Origin of the sequence: Mycobacterium talmoniae (genome assembly GCF_001854525.1) — a bacterium.
Lineage (GTDB): Bacteria > Actinomycetota > Actinomycetes > Mycobacteriales > Mycobacteriaceae > Mycobacterium > Mycobacterium talmoniae.
This window is the reverse complement of record NZ_MLQM01000006.1, coordinates 19,201-36,829: the sequence shown is the minus strand read 5'-3', so window position 1 is coordinate 36,829 and position 17,629 is coordinate 19,201. Positions and strand designations below refer to the sequence as shown.

Genomic DNA, 17,629 nt, shown 5'->3' with positions numbered 1-17,629 from the left:
GGGCCGCAACCTTGACAATACAAACCATGATCACTGTATGGTCAAAGGGAATCGAAGGAGACGATGGTGACGACGACCCACAGCCCGGTGCGCGGCACCGACGAGGCGTTGACCCGGCGCGGCTTACGGCACGCCCTGGACGGAACGACGGACCTGGCCGACCGCGAACTTCGAGTGCCGCTGCACTATTACCGCGATCCCAAGATCACCGAGATCGAGGAGTCGCAGATCCTGCGCCGGGTGCCGTTGGCTATCGTGCCGTCGGCGCAACTGCCGGAAAAGAACGACTACGTGGTGCGCTCGGTGCTGGGCGATTCGCTGTTGGTGACCCGTGACCGCTCCGGCGCCAGCCACGTCTTGCTCAACTACTGCCGGCACCGTGGCGCGATGCCGGCCTGCGGGTCGGGCAACGCTGCCCGGTTCGTGTGCCCGTATCACGCCTGGACCTACAAGAACACCGGCGAACTGTTCATGGTGCCGGGCAAGGCCGGCTTCGATTCGATGGACACCCGGGACTACGGATTGGTGGAACTGCCCTCCGAGGAGCGGCACGGTTTCATCTGGGCGGTGCTGACCGCCGACGCGACCCTCGACCTCGACGCGCACCTGGGTGACTTCGGTGCCGAACTGGCGCTGTGGAACTACGGGTCCTACGGCTATCACAAGGAGCGTGAGTTCACCTCCGAGGTGTCGTGGAAGGGCGCGTTGGAAGCCTTCGCCGAGGGCTACCACTTCCCGTACGTCCACGGGCAAAGCCTGATCGGGCAAAACACGCTCGCCAACACGATGGTCTACGACGAGTTCGGTAAGCATCATCGGATCGGGTTCCCGTTCAACTGGATCACCAACGTGGAATCCGATCCCGAGGCATCCCGTGAGCCACTGGCCAACATGGGCGTCATCTACTGGGTGTACCCGAACCTCATCCTCGCCAATAGTCCCGTGGGCGTGGAGATCATCGACATGCTGCCCGCCGGCGAGCCGACCCGCTGTACCGTGCGGCACAGTTGGATGGGACGCGTGCCCGCCACCACCGAGGACATGCGCGCCGGCTACGACGCCGTGTTCGACGGCGTGCATGCCGCGGTGCGTGACGAGGACTTCGCCATGCTGCCGCAATGCGGCGAGGGTGTCCGGCACGGCCAGCACGACCATATGATCATCGGCCGCAACGAAATCGGCGTACAGCACATGATCAAGGTGTTCGCCGAGGAGTTGGGCGTCGCACTCGCCTGACGTCAGGGATGGTCGTGGAGAACCTCGATTGACTCTGCGGCTACCAGGCAAAAGTTCGAGTAGACCCCCTGGTACGCGCAGAGTCAACGCAGCGCAGAGTCAACGCGGCGCAGCGCCAACGCCGCGACGCTCAGATCAGGCCCTGGGCCAGCATGGCGTCGGCTACCTGGGTGAACCCGGCGATGTTGGCGCCGGTGATGTAATTGCCGGGCGCACCGTACTCCTCGGCGGTGGCCAGGCAGCGGTCGTGGATGCCGTGCATGATGGCGGCCAGTCGCTGTTCCGTGTAGCCGAAGGTCCACGAGTCGCGGGATGCATTCTGCTGCATCTCCAGTGCGCTGGTGGCGACCCCGCCGGCGTTGGCCGCCTTGCCCGGCGCGAAGGTCACCCCCGCCTCGGCGAACGCCTTGACCGCGTCGGGGGTGCACGGCATATTCGCGCCTTCGGCGACGATGCGGCAGCCGTTTTTGATCAGCCGGGCGGCGTCGGCGGCGTTGAGCTCGTTGTGGGTGGCGCTGGGCACCGCGATGTCGCAGGGGACGTCCCAGGTCAACCGGCCCGCGACGAAGTCCGCCGCGCCGCCGCGGCCGTCGCTGTAGGCCTGTAGCCGCTCCCGGCGCTGCTCTTTGACCTCTTTGAGCAGCTCCAGGTCGATGCCCTTTTCGTCGACGACATAGCCGGAGGAATCCGAGCAGGCGACCACGGTGCCGCCGAGCTGATGGATCTTCTCGATCGCGTAGATCGCGACGTTGCCCGACCCCGACACCACCGCGCGTTTGCCGTCGAACGAATCGTGCGCGGCTTTGAGGATCTCGTCGATGAAGTACACCGCGCCGTACCCGGTGGCCTCGGTCCGGACCTGCGATCCGCCCCAGGTCAGGCCCTTGCCGGTCAGCACCCCCGACTCGTAGCGGTTGGTGATCCGCTTGTACTGGCCGAACAGGTAGCCGATTTCGCGGCTGCCCACCCCGATGTCGCCGGCCGGGACGTCGGTGTATTCGCCGATGTGGCGGTAGAGCTCGGTCATGAACGACTGGCAGAACCGCATGATCTCCCCGTCGGAGCGGCCCTTGGGGTCGAAGTCCGAACCGCCCTTGCCGCCGCCGATGGGCAGGCCGGTCAGCGAATTTTTGAAGATCTGCTCGAATCCCAGGAACTTGATGATCCCGAGGTACACCGAGGGGTGGAACCGTAGTCCGCCCTTGTAGGGGCCCAGCGCGGAGTTGAACTCCACCCGAAAGCCCCGGTTGATTTGCACGGCGCCGTGATCGTCTGCCCAGGGCACCCGAAAGATGATCTGTCGCTCCGGCTCGCACATCCGGCGGATCACCGCGCTATCGGTGTACTGCGGATGTTTGGCGACCACGGGTCCAAGGCTGTTCAGCACTTCGTAGACGGCCTGGTGGAATTCCGTTTCGCCGGGGTTGCGGCGCAGCACCTCGTCGTAGATATCGTGCAGTTTTCCGTCCAGCCCAGTCATGCCCCGCCTTTTCCTCACACCTGTTGTCCCCGCATGGTGAGGCTAACGACCGACGCGCGCCACGCCCGATCCGGGGCGATTGCCCCCTCGCGGTCGGGGCCATAACCTAAATCAGACGACCTCGACCTGGTTGGGGGCTATGGGTGGCCGAACTGACGGTGCGCGCCGACGAACTGGCGACCATGGACATTTTCCAGGGATGTTCGGCCGAGGACTTGGCGCCGCTGGTCAAACGGCTGCAACCGCTCCGCGCCGCCACCGGGCAGGTGCTGATGCAGCAGGGCGAGCAGGCCGTCTCGTTCCTGTTGATCTCGTCGGGAACCGCGCAGGTCAGGCACCGCCGCGACGACGGCGCGGTGACCCTGGACGAGGTCTCCGCCGGCATGATCGTCGGCGAGATCGCGTTGCTCCGCCACATTCCGCGGACCGCGACGGTGTGCACCACCACGCCCCTGACCGGCTGGATCGGCGACGACCAGGCGTTCGCCGAGCTGGTGCACATCCCGGCGGTCATGGACCGGCTGGTGCGCACCGTGCGTCAGCGCCTGGCCGCGTTCATCACCCCGATCCCCATCCAGGACCGCGACGGGGGAGAACTGCTGCTGCGTCCGGTGCTGCCCGGTGACCGGGAACGAACGCTGCACGGACACGTCCAGTTCTCCAACGACACGCTGTACCGCCGATTCATGACACCGCGGATCCCCAGCCCGGCGTTGATGCACTATCTGGCCGAGGTCGACTACGTCGACCACTTCGTCTGGGTGGTGACCACACTGGACGGATCCCCGGTGGCCGACGCCCGCTTCGTCCGGGACGAGGACGCCCCGACCGTCGCCGAGGTCGCCTTCACCGTCGGAGACGCCTACCAGGGCCGCGGGATCGGCACCTTCCTGATGAGTGCGCTGGCCGTCGCGGCCCGGGTGGGCGGGGTGGAAAAGTTCTCCGCGCGGGTGCTCTCCGACAACGCGCCGATGCGGGCCATCATGGACCATCACGGGGCGTTCTGGCAGCGCGACGAGCCCGGGGTGGTCACCACCATCATCGACGTGCCGCCCCTGACGGAGCTGCCGTTGGATCAGCACCTGCTCGAGCAAGTCGAAGACGTTGCCCGCCAAGTGATCCAGACATTCGGGTAACCGGGCATGCGGCGGTGCTGGGTCGGTGCGGCAGTAGTGGTGCTGGTCGCCGGGTGTGGCCACCCGCCGCAACACCGGCCCGAGTCGTCGGGCTCGGCAACCCCGTCGTCGCGCATCAACCCGGCCAATATCAGCCGGGTCCGCGGCGCGATGCCGCCCGGCTATGAGGTCCGCGGTGTCACCGGGGTGTCGTCGCCGGCCGCGCTCTGGGGTCTGCCCGGGGCCTGGACCGCGGATCCGCCGCCCTGCGCGGTTCTGGCCGATCCGCTCGGCGGACACGGCGGAACCGCCCGCGGGGTGTCGGGCTCCGGGCCGGGCGGGCTCAGCTACGCGGTGGTCGCGGCGTCGACGACCGGACCGCTGGCCCTGGATCGGGGCCGGGTGGCCCAGTGTCCGCACTGGACCATGACCCAGGGCCGCACCACCGCCCGGGTGCAGTTGATCGACCCGCCCCGCATCGACGGCGCTGACACCCTCGGCCTGGCCAGCGCGATCAGCACCGTCGTCGAGGGTGGCACCCAAATTACTTCCCGTGCAGACACTTTCACCGCCTACCTGGGTGACTACTATGCATTCACCGCCGTGGTCGCCGACCCCGGCGCCCCGCATCCGGCGCTCGGCCCGGGATTCGCCGCCGACCTGCTGAAGAAAACGGTGTCCGCTTTGCGGAGCTGACCGCGACCGGTTCGGTAGATTGACCACGATGCTGAACCCGAAGGCTGTACTCGCGATCGGATGTGCGTGCTGGCTGGCCGCCTGCGGATCCGACAAATCAGCGGAGTCAGTCTCCGCCGACATCACCAAGGTCAACGCCGTCAAATCCAGTTTCGGCCCGGAGTTCAAGGTCAAGGACTTCGGGAAGTCGGGCATCGACCCCAAGATGCTGTCCAGCCGCAAGCTGCCGGAAGGGTTGAAATTCGATCCCGCCAGCTGTTCGAAGTTCGCGACCGGCCAGCAGCTGCCCGAGGGCACCCAGGGCAACATGGCCGCGGTCGCGGCCGAGGGAAACGGCAACCGCTTCATCACCATCGCCCTAGAAACCTCCGAACCGATACCGGTCAACCAACCGCAGCGGGGCTGCGAGACGGTCCAGTTCTTCGGGGGCCACCTCAACGGGGTCATCAAGGCGGTCGACGCGCCGAAGATCGACGGGGCGCGCACGCTTGGCGTCCACCGGGCGGTGCGGACGGTGGGCAACAACGGGCAATCCCGCGCCGGCGAGCTGTACACCTACTCCGCGCATTTCGGTGACTACCAGGTGATCGTCACCGCCAACCCGCTGGTGCTGCCGAACAAACCCCCCGCGAAGGTCGACACCGAGCGGGCCAAGAAGCTGCTCACCGAGGCGGTGGCGGCGATCCGCAGCTGAGCCTGCCTCAGCGCACGTCGCGGGGCCGAAACTGGATGCTGATCCGCGGGCCGATGCGCCGCGACGTCTTGGGAATCGCGTGCTCCCAGGTGCGTTGGCAGGAGCCGCCCATCACCAGCAGGTCGCCGTGCTGCTGCGGTAGCCGCAACGACGGCCCGCCGCCGCGGGGCCGTAACGCGAACGTGCGGGTGGCGCCCAGGCTGACGATCGCGACCATGGTGTCCTCGGTGCTGCTGCGGCCGATGGTGTCGCCGTGCCAAGCGACGCTGTCGGAGCCATCCCGGTACAGGCACAGCCCCGCGCTGGTGAACGGCTCGCCGAGTTCACCGGCGTAGATGTCGTTGAGCCGACGTCGGAGCCGGGTCAACGCCGGATGCGGGGGCGCGTCGACGGTCAGGTCGTGAAAGCTCACCAGCCGCGGCACATCGAGCGTCCGCTCATACATCTGGCGGCGCTCGGCCCGCCACGGCACCGTCGAGTGCAGGGCGTCGAACAGCTCGTCGGCGTCGGTCGCCCAGTTGGAGCGAATGTCGAGCCAGGCGCCGCCACCGAGCGCTCTCCGCTCGGCGACGGCGAACAGCGACTCCTGTACCGGTATCGCCACGCCGCCCAGTTTATCGCACGCCTGTTCGAGTCGGCGGCTGCGTTCAGCGCCAGCTGGGCAGCCAGATCTCCATATTCCAGGTGCTCTGCGAGATGGGCTGGCCGGTGAGCACCGGGAACAGCCAGGCGAAGTTGGTCAACACCATCGCGATGTAGCAGCACACCACGATCAGCCCCAGGGTGCGCCGCTCGGCGCCCTGGCCGGGTTGGTAGAGGATGTCGCCGAGGATCACCGCGAGCGCCATCACCAAAAACGGCGCCATGACCACCGCATAGAAGAAGTACATCTGCCGGTCGATGTCGGCGAACCAGGGCAGCCAGCCCGCGCAGTAGCCGACCAGGATCGCCGCGTAGCGCCAGTCGCGGCGCACCGCCGTCCGCCAGGTCGCGTAGAACAGCACCGGCACCGCCAGCCACCACATGGCCGGGGTGCCGACCAGCATCACCGCCTTCACACACGACTGCGGCCCGCAGCCGGGCACGTTTTGCTGATCGATGGCGTACAGCACCGGCCGCAGCGACATCGGCCAGGTCCACGGCTTGGACTCCCAGGGGTGGTAGTTGCCGGCCGCATTCGTCAGGCCCGCATGGAAGTGATACGCCTGGTAGGTGTAGTGCCACAGCGACCGCACCGCGGCGGGCAGCGGGAACGCGGTGTCCGGGCCGATGGTGTGGCCGATCTCGTGGCGGTCCACCGCCGTCTCCGAGGCGAACCAGGGCGCATACGACGCCAGATACACCCCGAACGGGATGAGCAGCAGCGCATACAGCGTCGGGCCCACGTCGCGGCGCACCGTCCCCAGCCACGGGCGCAGCACCCGGTACTGGCGGCGCGCCGCGACGTCGAACGCCAGCGACATCAGCCCGAAAAACAGCACGAAATACAGCCCGGACCACTTGGTGGCGCACGCCAACCCGAGCAGCACCCCGGCGCCGAACCGCCACCAGCGCACCCCCAGCCGCGGCCCCCACGGCGTGTCGGCGCTGCGGCCCTCGGTGAGCACGGTGTGCATCCGTTCCCGCACCTGGTCGCGGTCCACGATCAGCGCGCCGAACGCCGCCACCACAAAGAACGTCAAAAACCCGTCGAGCAGCGCGGTGCGGGCCGCGACGAAGCTGACGCTCTCGGCGATGAGCAGCAGCCCGGCGATCCCGCCCACCAGCGTGGAGCGGCTGATCCGGCGCACGATGCGCGCCACCAGCGCCACCAGGAGCACGCCGAGCAGCGCGCCGGTGAACCGCCAGCCCACCCCGGTGTAGCCGAAGATTGCCTCGCCCAACGCGATCAGTTGTTTGCCGACCGGGGGGTGCACGACCAGGCCGAAGCCGGGGTTGTCCTCGACACCGTGGTTGCCCAGCATCTGCCAGGCCTGCGGCGCGTAGTGCTTTTCGTCGAAGATCGGGGTGCCGGCATCGGTCGGCGAACCCAGGTTCATAAACCGCGTCACCGCCGCCAGCGCGGTGATCCCCCCGGTCATCACCCAGCCGTTGAGCCGGTCGACCGGCCCGAAATCCGGGACCGGTACCAACGGGCCGGGGCTGATGACGGGGACCATGCGCTCCGGTGCGGGGGCTATAGCGGGCGGGGCGGTCATCCCCACGATCGTAAGCTGTGCGCCATGAGCGGCGGTCGACTGTTGCTGGGCGCGACCCCGCTGGGTCAGCCCTCCGACGCGTCCCCGCGGCTGGTGGCCGCGCTGGGCTCCGCCGACGTGGTGGCCGCCGAGGACACCCGGCGGGTGCGGACCCTGGCGTCGGCGCTGCAGGTCCGCATCGCCGGACAGCTGGTCAGCCTGTTCGACGCCAATGAGGCCGGGCGGGTGCCGTCGCTGGTGGCGGCCATCGAGGCCGGCGCGACGGTGCTGGTGGTCAGCGACGCCGGCATGCCGCTGATCAGCGACCCCGGCTACCGGCTGGTGACGGCGTGCGTCGCCGCCGACCTGGCGGTGAGCTGCCTGCCCGGACCGTCCGCGGTGACTACCGCGCTGGCGGTGTCGGGGCTGTCGGCGGAGAAGTTCTGCTTCGAGGGTTTCGCCCCGCGCAAGGCCGCGGCGCGGCGCAGCTGGCTGGCGTCGCTGGCCGCCGAGCGGCGCACCACGGTGTTCTTCGAATCGCCGCGTCGGCTGCCGGCCTGCCTGCGCGACGCCGTCGAGGTGCTGGGCGCCGAACGCGCCGCGGTGGTGTGCCGCGAGCTGACCAAGGTGCACGAGGAGGTGGTGCGCGGATCGCTGGGTGAGCTGGCGGACTGGGCCGCCGACGGCGTGCTGGGGGAGATCACCGTGGTGCTGGCGGGGGCGGCGCCCATCGCCGATGTGGCGTCCCTGGTCGCCGAGGTGACGGCGTTGACCGACGACGGCGTCGGCGTCAAGGACGCCTGCGCGCAGGTGATCGCCGCGCATCCGGGGGCGCCGTCGCGCCGCGAGCTCTACGACGCGGTGCTGCGGGCGCGTTCTCCGGGGCGTTGACTCTGCGCGTATGGCGCAGAAGTGCGAGTAGACCGCGCCGTCAGCGCAGAGTCAGTGACGAGGGCGTGAGCCCGACCACCGGTGCGGCCTTATCCAGGCATTCCTGCCACTCGGCATCCGGGTCGGAGTCGGCGGTGATGCCGCCGCCGACCCCCAGCACGGCGCCGCCGAGGCCGTCGAACTCGACGGTGCGAATCGCCACGTTGAGCTCACAACCCGCCACCGGCGACGCCAAACCAACGGTGCCGCAATACACCCCGCGCCGGTGCGGCTCCCAGTGCGCCAGCAGTTGGCGGGCCCGCAGCTTCGGTGTCCCGGTGACCGACGCCGGCGGGAACGCGGCGTCCAGCAGCGCCGACATCGGCACCTCCAGCGGCACCCGCGCCGACACCGTCGACACCAGATGCCACACCCCGGGCGCCGGGCGCACCGCCAACAGTTCGGGCACGCTGACCGTCCCGGTGACCGCCACCCGGCTCAGGTCGTTGCGGACCAGGTCCACGATCATGATGTTTTCGGCGACGTCCTTGGTCGAGGCGCGCAGCGCCGACGGGCTGGCGTGCCGGGGCAAGGTGCCCTTGATCGGGCTGGAGGTCACCACGTCGCCACGGCGCCGCAGGAACAACTCCGGCGACAACGACGCCACCGCCCCCCAATCGCCGGCGAGGAACGCGGCCCGCGCGGGTGCGGTGCGCTCGACCGCGTCGGCGAAGAAGTCCAGCGGGGCTCCGCTGACGGTCCCGGTGAGCTGGGTGCATACACACGCCTGGTAGATCTCGCCGGCCCCAATGGCTTCCAGACAGTCCAGCACCCCGGCCCGGTGCCGGTCGCGGTCGGCGTCGGTCCAGTCGATCCGGCAGTGCTGCGGCAGGGCCGGGGTCGCCAACGCCTCGGCCAGCCACCCCGGCATCGGCGTGCCGGACAGGCTTTCGTACCACCACTGTCCGTCGCCGTCGCGGCGCAGCACGCAGTCGGTCCAGCCGCCGGCGGCGTGCGGCACCCGGGGCGGCCGCGCCTCGGCGCCGGCGTCCGGGTAGGACAGGTAGCCGATCCAGCCGCCGCCGACCGCGGTGGGGTCGGCGCCGGGTGCGACGGCGAAAGCGTCGGCGGGGTCGACGGGCTCGATCGCCACGCTGGGGGCGATCACCGCCCGCGCGCCGAACCAGTCGCCGGTCAGCGCCGCCGGCGGCGGCAACCGCAGCCGGGCGGTGGCGTCACCGACCGCGCGCAGCACCTCGCCGGCTTCGCCTAGGGCGCCGAGCCGCTCGATTCGCACCGTCCTAGCTTGCTGTGTCCGGCGAGCAGACGCAAAAGACCCCTTCTTCGCGCTGAAGTAGGGGCCTTTGCTGGGGGCACCACCCGCACGGGGGACCGCTCGCGGGAGGCTCAGGCGCGGCTGATCTCGCGGGTGGCGGCCAGCGCGGCCAGCTTGTCCGGGTTGCGCATGGCGTAAAAGTTGGTGATCAGCCCGTCGACGATCTCCACGGTGAACACCCCCTCCAGCTTCTCGGCGCGGTACAGCAGCACCGCCGGGGCGGCGTTGCAGACCACCATCTCCACCCGGACGTCGGGCAGCTGCAGCCCCCGCCCGACCAGCCCGACGAGCCCTCGGGCGACCTTGTCCGCGCCGATCACCGGGCGGCGGGCCGCGCTGGCCTTGCCGCCGCTGTCGGCGGTGTACACCACGTCCGGGGCCAGCATGGCCATCACGGCCTGCACGTCACCGCTGGCCGCGGCGGCCATGAATTCTTCGGTGATCCGCGCGGTCTCGTCCGGGTCGACCGGGGTGAACCGCGGCCGTCGGGCCTGCACATGTGCGCGGGCCCGATGGGCGACCTGACGGGACGCCGCCACGGATTTTCCTACCGCGGCGGCGATCTCGTCGTAGTCGAACCCGAACACCTCGCGCAGCACGAACACCGCGCGTTCATCGGGGCTGAGTGTCTCCAGCAGCACCAGCATCGCCATCGACACCGATTCGGCCAGCAGCACATCGGCCGACGGGTCCTGCTCGGTGAGCAGCAGCGGTTCGGGTAGCCACGGCCCGACGTAGTCCTCCCGGCGCCGGGCACCCGCCCGCAGCGCATTGAGCGCCTGGCGGGTGACCAGCTGGGCCAGATACGACTTGGTGTCGCGCACCGTGCTCAGATCGACGTCGGCCCACCGCAGGTAGGAGTCCTGCAGGACATCGTCGGATTCGGTTGCCGAACCGAGGATTTCGTAGGCGATCGTGAACAGCAGCGGCCGCAGCGTGGTGAACCGTTCGGCGTGCTCGTCCATCACACCAACTCGTTCTGCTCGGCGGGGGCAGGCCGCCGGCCACCCTTGATCCAGAACACCGAGGCCGGTTTGGCCGCCGCGTGGCGGATCGACCACACCGTGGCCTTGCAGACCGCTTCCTTGATCGCCGCGCCCACCCGGCCGCCGACGTAGGCGTTGATCGGGGTGTCGTCGAGCCGGGCGAGCTGGATGGTGGCGGCGCGACGGCCCAGGCTCATCGCCTGACCGGTGAACGCCTGGTTCAACGCGGCCGGTTCGGTGCCGGCGATGCGGCTCACGACGGTGTTGGCGGCTTGGGCGCCCATCGGCCCGGCGGCCTGGCAGCTCATCCGCAACGGCTGACCCGACGGTGCGGCGGCGTCCCCGGCCGCGACGATCCACGGGTTGTCGACGCTGGTCAGTGTCTCGTCGGTGAGCAGCCGGCCCAGCGTGTCGGTGGCCAGACCGCTGGCCGCGGCCAGGTCCGGGACACCGAAGCCCGCCGTCCACACGGTCACCGCGCTGGGCAGCATGCTGCCATCCTGCAGCACCACCGCGTCGGGGTGCACCTCGGTGACCACCGCGGTGTCGCGCACGTCGACGCCCAGTCGGCGCAGTGCCTTGGCCACCGAGCGGCGGCCCGGCGCGGACAGCGACGGCGCCAGCACACCACCGCACACCAGCGTCACCCGCCGGCCCTGCTCGGCCAGCTCCGAGGACGTCTCGATGCCGGTCAGCCCGCCGCCGACCACGGTCACCGGGGCATCGGGGTGCAGCTCGTCGAGCCGGTGCTGCAGCTGCTGTGCGGCCTCGAATTCGGCCACCGGGTAGGCGAATTCGGCGGCGCCGGGCACCGTGTTCGGCACCGCGCCGGTGCTGCCGGCGGCGTAGATGAGGTAGTCGTAGGTCAGTTCGCGACCGGACGCCAAGTCAACGCGCCGGTCGGCGGCGTTGATCCGGGTGGCCTTGTCGACCAGCAACTGGACCCCGTCGCCGAGCAGCGTGCCGTAGTCGACGGTGGCCCGGTAGGTGCCGGCCACGTGCTGGTGCAGCCGGATCCGTTCGACGAACGCCGGCCGCGGGTTGACCAGGGTGACGTCGATGTCGGGCCGCACCCGCAGGTGGTTGGCGGCCAGGGTGCCGGCGTAGCCGCCGCCGATGACGACGACATGGGTGCGGGTCATGATGTCTCCTGCCTGTTGGTTGTGCCCTCAAGACACCGCGGAGCGCCGGGATGTGACAGGTTGTGATCAGGGTCACCGCGTTGCGTAGGGTGGGCTTGTGGCGTTCGGTGGCCCGTTGCGGGTGTTTGTGAATGTGTTCAACGGCGCGACAACGGCGCTGGTCTCGGCGCCGCTGATCGGTCCGCTGCTGCGCCGGCAGATCACGACGATCAGCTATGTCGGGCGCCGGTCCGGGCAGACGTTCAGCCTGCCGGTGGGCTATCAGCGCAGCGGCGATGAGGTGACGATCGGGGTCGCGATGCCGGATGCGAAAGCGTGGTGGCGAAACTTCCTCGGTGACGGCGGCCCGCTGACGATTCGGTTGGACGGTGCGGACCGGACGGGGCATGCCGTCGCGCATCGCGATGAGCGGGGTCGGGTGGCGGTCGTCGTGCGACTGGAGGCGCGGTAGCGGGCTACCTTGCCGCCAACTTCACTATCCAGCCGCCCAGGTCGCCGACATAGACGTTCCCGTCGGCGTCGACCGCCACATCTTCCGGGTATCTGAGTTCGGTGAACGGCAACACCTCCGGGGTGTTCGAGCCCGCCGGCAATTTCAGCACCCGGGCATTAGCGCTGTCGGTGGTGTAGACGTTTCCGGTCCGATCGACCGCCACACCGCCGGGGTACTTGAGCCCGGTGAATGGCAGTTTCTTGGCGAAGGAGTAGGGGAGTGTTGCTCCAACCGGGCCCCAATTCACCTGCCCCTCTACTTTCATCACCGCAGTTTCACCGTCTTTGACCCGCGAACAGCTGAAATAGATGTTTCCCTCGGAGTCGACCGCTATGCGTTCCGGGCTGCCCGCACCGAATCCTGGGCTGTCCGCCTCCAGGAATGACGTGTGCTGCGGGGTATTTGACCCCGCGGATAATCTGGTCCAGATTCCGTCCAAGGCAGCGTAGACCGTGCCGGCGGAATCAACTGTCAAATCACTCATGAGGTAAAACTCCGGGAATGGGAGATCCTGTGGCGTGGTCGAACCCGCCGGTAGTTTCACCACATGCGGCGGGTTGGTGGCGTAGACGTTTCCGGCATTGTCGACCGCGAACTTGCTATTCCAGCCAATGCCCAGGGCTGGTAGCTCCTGTGGCGTGGTCGAACCCGCCGGCAGTTTCAGTAGCCGAGTGTCGTCCCTGACGTAGAGGTTCCCAGCGGCATCCACCCGAACGTCGGTGCCACGCAAGCTGGGCAGCGCCCCCGGCGGCGGTGGCAGAGCCGGTGGATGAGCGCTCTTGTACATCCGGTATCCGACGACCCCGGCGATGAGGCCGGCCATCAGGAAAATGACTGCACCCAGGATCAACAGGCGGCGAGGCCACCTCGGTCGCGGCGCCGGGATGGATCGGACGTCAGTTGGCGCCGATGGCTGGTGTGATGGCCACGCCGCGACCGCCGCAGTCTGCGCGGGCTGGGCGTGCAAGGTCTGCTCGGCGTATAGGGTCGGTGTCGGCGCCAGCAGCGTGTCGGCGGCATGTCCGATATCGGGAAGTGGTGCCGCGACGCCCCGTTGCGCCACTACAGCGGTGGCTGCCTCCGCCAGCGCCCCGCAGCTGGGAAATCGGTCCTGGCGGCTTTTCGCCAGTGACCGCATGAACACCGCATCCCAGGCCGGCGCCAAACCGGGGCGCACCGCACTCGCCTGCGGGACCGGTGTCATGAGGTGGCCGCGCATCAGCTCCGGCAACGAGGTCCCGGGATAGGGTGGTCGCCCGGTCAAAAGGTGAAAAAGCGTGCAGCCCAGCGCATACACGTCGGTGCGTTCGTCGAGCGCCTCGCCGTCGAATTGTTCTGGTGCGGCGTACTGCAGGCTGGCCACCAGCATGCCGGTGCGGGTCAGATGCGAGGTCTCCGCCAAAGCTTTGGCAATCCCGAAGTCGGCCAGCAACACCCGCCCGGCCCGGTTGGAGCGGTCCTGTTCGAGGAGAATGTTGTCCGGCTTGACGTCGCGGTGCAGCACCCCCTCACCGTGGGCGTAGTCCAGCGCTTTGGCGGTTTCACCGATGACCCTCACCGCCTGCTCGGGGGCAAGTGGCCCGCCACTCCGCAGCGCATCGCCAGCGCTGCTGCCCTCGATGTATTGCATGGCGATCCACAGTTGGTTGCCCTCGCGCCCGGTGTCGTAGACGCCGACGATGTTGGGGTGCTCCAGCCGGGCCACATGGCCGGCTTCGGATTCGAACCGGGACCGCACATAGTCGTCGCGGGTCAGGTCGAGGTGAAGGAGCTTCAACGCCACCCGCCGCGGCAGTCGCGGATGAGCTGCCACGTAGACGGTTCCCATTCCGCCGCCGCCGAGGACGCGTTCGATGGTGTATCCGGCGAACACCGCCCCCGGCGCCAGCCTGCCGCTTTCCGTCATCGTTGCCGTCGCCTCCCCAGGTTGCGGCTCAGGTTATCGCAGGCCGCCACCGACGAGCAGACGCAGATTCGCACGCGACACCCACTTTGAATGCGATTCTGCGTCTGCTCGGCGGTTCTAGCGATCAGCGCGCCGGTAACTTCAGCACCCGCGGGTACAGGCCGTCGGCGACGTAGACATCGCCCGCGGCATCCACCGCCACCCCCACCGGGGACGCGAGGCCGGTGAACGGCAGCACCTGCTGGGTATCCGAGCCGGCCGCCAACTTCAGGACCCGGTCGTTGTCGTAGTCGGTGATGTACACGTTGCCGGCGGCATCGACGGTCAGCGCACCGGGGTGGTAGAGCCCGGTGAACGGCAACGCCTCCTGGGTGGTCGACCCGGCCGGCAGTTTCAGCACCCGATTGCTGTCGGTGTCGGCGACGTAGACCGTGCGGGCGGCATCGACTGCCACACCCCAGGGTTCTTGTAGACCGGTGAACGGCAACACTTGTCGGGTGCCCGTCCCGGTGGCCAGCTGCATGACTTGGTCTGCGCCATCGCGGTTAACGGTGACGTACACGTTGTCCTCGTCGTCGACGGCCACCCCGTAGGGGCGGGGCAGGTCGGTGAACGCCCGCTGGGCGCCGGACCCGGACGGTAACTCCACCACCCGGTTGTTGTCGTAGTCGGCGACATAGACGTCGCCGGCGGCGTCGACCGCCACGCCCACCGGGTGATGCAAACCGGTGAACGGCAAGTCCCGCTGGGCGCCGGATCCGGTCGGCAGCTCGACCACCCGGTTGTTGTCGTAGTCGCTGACAAAGACATTCCCGGCGGCGTCGACCGCAATGCCGTTGGCGTGCAGGCCGGTCAACGGCAGCACCACCTGAGCGGTTGGCTGCGCAGACGGTGGCGTTGCGGGTGGCGAGCGGCGATCAGATCGACAGCCCACCGTGCCGGCGGCAATTACGACGAGACCGGCCAACATCAGCGCCCCGCGCCGCAGCGGGGGAGTCGTGACGGTTAGCCGGCGGCCAGCTTCCATACCCGTTTCCTGTTGGCGCCGTCATCGGTGACGTAGACGTTTCCGGCCGAATCGATCGCCACATCCCGGGGGTTGTGCAGGTCGCTGAACGGCAGAACCTGCTGGTGTGTCGCGCCTTTCGGCAGCTTCAGCACCCGGCCGTCGTCGATCACGTACACGGCGCCGCCGGCGTCGACGGCCACCCCGATCGGGCCCTTGAGGTCGTCGAACGGCAACACCTGTTGCGCGCCCGACCCGCCGGGCAGCATCAGCACCCGGTGCTGGTCGAAGTCGGAGACGTAGACGTCGCCGGCGTGATCGACCGCCACCCCGTACACGCCGCCGAGATCGGAAAACGGCAGCAGCTGTTGGGTATTCGACCCCGCCGGCAACTTCAGCACCCGGTTGGTGCCGATATCGGTGAGGTACAGGTCGCCGGCGGCGTCGACGGCCATCGCATTGGGGTACTGCAGGTCGGTGAACGGCAGCTGCTCCTGGGTTTTCGACCCGGCCGCCAACGTCAGCACCCGATGGTTGCCGGTGTCGCTGACGTAAACCCGGCCCGCGGCGTCGACCGCCACCCCCTCCGGGCTGGCCAGACCGGTGAACGGCACTGTCTGTTGGTGTGGCTGGTCCGCCGGTAACTCCACCACCCGGGTGAGCCCCAGGTCGACGACGTACACGTTGCCGCGGGCGTCGACGGCCACCTCGCCGGGGTCCATCAAGTCGGTGAACGGCAGCACCGTCTCCGCGGGCGGCTTGTGCGGTTCGGTGGGCTGCCCCGCCCCCGGGGGCTGTCGGGTCGGATGCCCACCGCACGCAGCGAGCCCGAGGGCGACGATCAGGACCGCCACCCCGCGGCCTACCCCGCGCGAGCAGACACAAAAGCCCCTCATTTCGGCAGGAAATGGGGGCTTTTGTGTCTGCTCGCCGGGCACACTCACTCCACTTGATAGCGCGGGAACACCCCGGTGGGTGCGGGCAGCGTGATCCCCGGCTTGAGCCGCTCGGCCACCGCGGCAAACGTGCGCTGCTGCTCGGGCTGTCCCAGCAGATCCAGCAGCTTGCCCGCCGATTCGGGCAGCACCGGCTGGATCAGCAGCGCCGCGATGCGCACCACCTCCAGCGTCGTGTACAGCACGGTGCCGAATCGGGTTTGGTCGGCGGCGGATTCACTCTTGCGCAGCACCCACGGCTGCTGCGCCGAGAAGTACTTGTTGGCCGCGCCCAGCGCCAACCAGATCGCCTCCAGCGCCAAATGCATGGCCTGGGCGTCGAAGTGGGCGCGCACCCGATCCAGCAGCCCGTCGGCCAACGCCAGCAGCTCGTCGTCGTCGGCCGTGAGATCCGTGGGCACCGGCACCACGCCGTCCAAGTTCTTGGCCACCATCGACAGCGACCGCTGCGCCAGGTTGCCCAGCTCGTTGGCCAGGTCGGTGTTGACCCGGGTGATCATCGCCTCGTCGGAGTAGCTGCCGTCCTGGCCGAACGGGATTTCGCGCAACAGGAAATACCGCACCTGGTCCACCCCGAACCGCTCGACCAAGGCCACCGGGTCGATGACGTTGCCCACCGACTTGCTCATCTTCTCGCCCCGGTTGAGCAGGAACCCATGCGCAAAAACCCGGCGCGGCAACTCGATTCCGGCCGACATCAAAAACGCCGGCCAGTACACGGTGTGGAACCGGATGATGTCCTTGCCGATCATGTGCAGATCGGCCGGCCAAAAGCGGCGGAACAGCGCCGAGTCGGTGTCGGGATAACCCACCCCGGTCAGGTAATTGGTCAGCGCGTCCACCCACACGTACATGACGTGATCGGGATGGTCGGGGACCGGCACCCCCCAGTCGAACGACGTCCGCGAGATGGACAGATCGCGCAGCCCGCCGGAGACGAAGCTGACCACCTCGTTGCGCCGCACGTCCGGCGCGATGAACTCCGGGTGCGCGGCGTAGTGCGCCAACAGCTTCTCGGTGTACGCCGACAGCCGGAAAAAGTAGGTCTGCTCCTCGGTCCAGGTCACCGGCGCCCCCGTCTCGGTGGCCACCCGGGTGCCGTCAGCGGCGAGCCGGGTCTCGGATTCGGTGAAGAACCGCTCGTCGCGCACCGAATACCAGCCCGAATACGTGTCGAGGTAGATGTCGCCGGCGTCGACCATCCGCTGCCAGATCGCCGTGGACGCTTCCAGGTGGTCGGCGTCGGTGGTGCGGATGAACCGGTCGAAGGAGATGTTCAGTTTCTCCTGCAGCCGCTGGAACACATCCGAGTTGCGCCGGGCCAGCTCGGCGGTGGGCAGGCCCTCGGCGGCGGCGGTCTCCACCATCTTCAGCCCGTGCTCGTCGGTGCCGGTCAGGTAGCGCACGTCGAAGCCGTCGAGCCGGCGGAACCGGGCGATCGCGTCGGTGGCGATGTACTCGTAGGCGTGCCCGATGTGCGGCTCACCGTTGGGGTAGGTGATCGCCGTGGTGACGTAGTAGGGCCTCATCGGATAC

16 protein-coding genes are annotated in these 17,629 nt (G+C 68.7%); 6 read left to right on the top strand and 10 right to left on the bottom strand.

Annotation, left to right across the window (positions count from 1 at the left end; genetic code table 11):
* The first annotated feature begins 63 nt into the window (after nucleotides 1-63).
* Entirely contained in the window at nucleotides 64-1,236 is a 1,173-nt protein-coding gene (locus tag BKN37_RS02650) for an aromatic ring-hydroxylating oxygenase subunit alpha (protein WP_071020977.1), read from the top strand.
* 130 nt (nucleotides 1,237-1,366) lie between these two features.
* Here BKN37_RS02650 and gdhA read toward each other — a convergent pair whose 3' ends face one another.
* Nucleotides 1,367-2,716, bottom strand: a complete 1,350-nt coding sequence (gdhA, locus tag BKN37_RS02645) for an NADP-specific glutamate dehydrogenase (protein ID WP_071020974.1) — start codon at nucleotides 2,714-2,716, stop codon at nucleotides 1,367-1,369.
* Nucleotides 2,717-2,859: 143 nt separating this feature from the next.
* Between gdhA and BKN37_RS02640 the strand changes: the two genes are divergently transcribed.
* The 3 genes from BKN37_RS02640 to BKN37_RS02630 are packed head-to-tail and all read left to right on the top strand — an operon-like array spanning nucleotide 2,860 to nucleotide 5,221.
* Entirely contained in the window at nucleotides 2,860-3,852 is a 993-nt protein-coding gene (locus tag BKN37_RS02640; RefSeq protein WP_071020971.1) for a GNAT family N-acetyltransferase, read from the top strand.
* A gap of 6 nt (nucleotides 3,853-3,858) precedes the next feature.
* A complete protein-coding gene (locus BKN37_RS02635) occupies nucleotides 3,859-4,527 on the top strand; it encodes a DUF5642 family protein (RefSeq protein ID WP_071020968.1) in 669 nt (222 codons plus the stop codon).
* Between the two features lie 28 nt (nucleotides 4,528-4,555).
* Entirely contained in the window at nucleotides 4,556-5,221 is a 666-nt protein-coding gene (locus BKN37_RS02630; protein WP_071020963.1) for a DUF5642 family protein, read from the top strand.
* A gap of 7 nt (nucleotides 5,222-5,228) precedes the next feature.
* On the opposite strand, the gene BKN37_RS02625 is transcribed toward BKN37_RS02630, so the two are convergent.
* Nucleotides 5,229-5,825 carry an alpha-ketoglutarate-dependent dioxygenase AlkB gene (locus tag BKN37_RS02625; RefSeq protein WP_071020960.1) on the bottom strand — a complete coding sequence of 199 codons (597 nt, stop codon included), beginning with the start codon at nucleotides 5,823-5,825 and terminating at the stop codon, nucleotides 5,229-5,231.
* Nucleotides 5,826-5,868: 43 nt separating this feature from the next.
* Nucleotides 5,869-7,380 carry a dolichyl-phosphate-mannose--protein mannosyltransferase gene (locus BKN37_RS02620; protein WP_095406980.1) on the bottom strand — a complete coding sequence of 504 codons (1,512 nt, stop codon included), beginning with the start codon at nucleotides 7,378-7,380 and terminating at the stop codon, nucleotides 5,869-5,871.
* Between the two features lie 63 nt (nucleotides 7,381-7,443).
* On the opposite strand from BKN37_RS02620, the gene rsmI reads away from it, so the two are divergent.
* Nucleotides 7,444-8,289 (top strand): 16S rRNA (cytidine(1402)-2'-O)-methyltransferase, encoded by an 846-nt coding sequence (gene rsmI / locus BKN37_RS02615; protein WP_071020953.1) that lies wholly within the window; start codon nucleotides 7,444-7,446, stop codon nucleotides 8,287-8,289.
* Nucleotides 8,290-8,329: 40 nt separating this feature from the next.
* Here the strand turns inward: rsmI and BKN37_RS02610 are convergent, their stop codons facing one another.
* The 3 genes from BKN37_RS02610 to BKN37_RS02600 form a co-directional block, all read right to left on the bottom strand.
* Nucleotides 8,330-9,565 carry an aminodeoxychorismate synthase component I gene (locus BKN37_RS02610; RefSeq protein WP_071020950.1) on the bottom strand — a complete coding sequence of 412 codons (1,236 nt, stop codon included), beginning with the start codon at nucleotides 9,563-9,565 and terminating at the stop codon, nucleotides 8,330-8,332.
* Nucleotides 9,566-9,675: 110 nt separating this feature from the next.
* Entirely contained in the window at nucleotides 9,676-10,569 is an 894-nt protein-coding gene (locus BKN37_RS02605) for an RNA polymerase sigma-70 factor (protein ID WP_071020946.1), read from the bottom strand.
* The gene (locus BKN37_RS02600; RefSeq protein ID WP_071020943.1) at nucleotides 10,569-11,732 is read right to left on the bottom strand and encodes an NAD(P)/FAD-dependent oxidoreductase; all 1,164 of its coding nucleotides are present in this window, start codon (nucleotides 11,730-11,732) and stop codon (nucleotides 10,569-10,571) included. Before BKN37_RS02600 ends, BKN37_RS02605 begins: the two co-directional genes overlap by 1 nt.
* Before the next feature lie 97 nt (nucleotides 11,733-11,829).
* Here BKN37_RS02600 and BKN37_RS02595 point away from each other — a divergent pair, with 97 nt between their 5' ends.
* Nucleotides 11,830-12,183 (top strand): hypothetical protein, encoded by a 354-nt coding sequence (locus BKN37_RS02595; RefSeq protein ID WP_071020940.1) that lies wholly within the window; start codon nucleotides 11,830-11,832, stop codon nucleotides 12,181-12,183.
* 4 nt (nucleotides 12,184-12,187) lie between these two features.
* On the opposite strand, the gene BKN37_RS02590 is transcribed toward BKN37_RS02595, so the two are convergent.
* The 4 genes from BKN37_RS02590 to metG all read right to left on the bottom strand — a co-directional run bounded on the left by BKN37_RS02590 (nucleotide 12,188) and on the right by metG (nucleotide 17,622).
* Entirely contained in the window at nucleotides 12,188-14,131 is a 1,944-nt protein-coding gene (locus BKN37_RS02590) for a serine/threonine-protein kinase (protein ID WP_071020935.1), read from the bottom strand.
* Nucleotides 14,132-14,255: 124 nt separating this feature from the next.
* Entirely contained in the window at nucleotides 14,256-14,987 is a 732-nt protein-coding gene (locus BKN37_RS30495; RefSeq protein WP_165618281.1) for an NHL repeat-containing protein, read from the bottom strand.
* A gap of 149 nt (nucleotides 14,988-15,136) precedes the next feature.
* On the bottom strand, nucleotides 15,137-15,991 hold the full coding sequence (locus BKN37_RS02580) for an NHL repeat-containing protein (protein ID WP_071020929.1): 855 nt from the start codon (nucleotides 15,989-15,991) through the stop codon (nucleotides 15,137-15,139).
* Nucleotides 15,992-16,077: 86 nt separating this feature from the next.
* The gene (metG, locus tag BKN37_RS02575; RefSeq protein ID WP_071020926.1) at nucleotides 16,078-17,622 is read right to left on the bottom strand and encodes a methionine--tRNA ligase; all 1,545 of its coding nucleotides are present in this window, start codon (nucleotides 17,620-17,622) and stop codon (nucleotides 16,078-16,080) included.
* Nucleotides 17,623-17,629: the final 7 nt, after the last annotated feature.

What these genes read in the sequence shown, in the direction of transcription:
- BKN37_RS02650 (WP_071020977.1), top strand. Translation starts at nt 64, where the DNA reads ATGGTGACGACGACCCACAGCCCGGTGCGCGGCACCGACGAGGCGTTG.
- gdhA (WP_071020974.1), bottom strand. Translation starts at nt 2,716, where the DNA reads ATGACTGGGCTGGACGGAAAACTGCACGATATCTACGACGAGGTGCTG.
- BKN37_RS02635 (WP_071020968.1), top strand. Translation starts at nt 3,859, where the DNA reads ATGCGGCGGTGCTGGGTCGGTGCGGCAGTAGTGGTGCTGGTCGCCGGG.
- BKN37_RS02630 (WP_071020963.1), top strand. Translation starts at nt 4,556, where the DNA reads ATGCTGAACCCGAAGGCTGTACTCGCGATCGGATGTGCGTGCTGGCTG.
- BKN37_RS02620 (WP_095406980.1), bottom strand. Translation starts at nt 7,380, where the DNA reads ATGGTCCCCGTCATCAGCCCCGGCCCGTTGGTACCGGTCCCGGATTTC.
- rsmI (WP_071020953.1), top strand. Translation starts at nt 7,444, where the DNA reads ATGAGCGGCGGTCGACTGTTGCTGGGCGCGACCCCGCTGGGTCAGCCC.
- BKN37_RS02605 (WP_071020946.1), bottom strand. Translation starts at nt 10,569, where the DNA reads ATGGACGAGCACGCCGAACGGTTCACCACGCTGCGGCCGCTGCTGTTC.
- BKN37_RS02600 (WP_071020943.1), bottom strand. Translation starts at nt 11,732, where the DNA reads ATGACCCGCACCCATGTCGTCGTCATCGGCGGCGGCTACGCCGGCACC.
- BKN37_RS02590 (WP_071020935.1), bottom strand. Translation starts at nt 14,131, where the DNA reads ATGACGGAAAGCGGCAGGCTGGCGCCGGGGGCGGTGTTCGCCGGATAC.
- metG (WP_071020926.1), bottom strand. Translation starts at nt 17,622, where the DNA reads ATGAGGCCCTACTACGTCACCACGGCGATCACCTACCCCAACGGTGAG.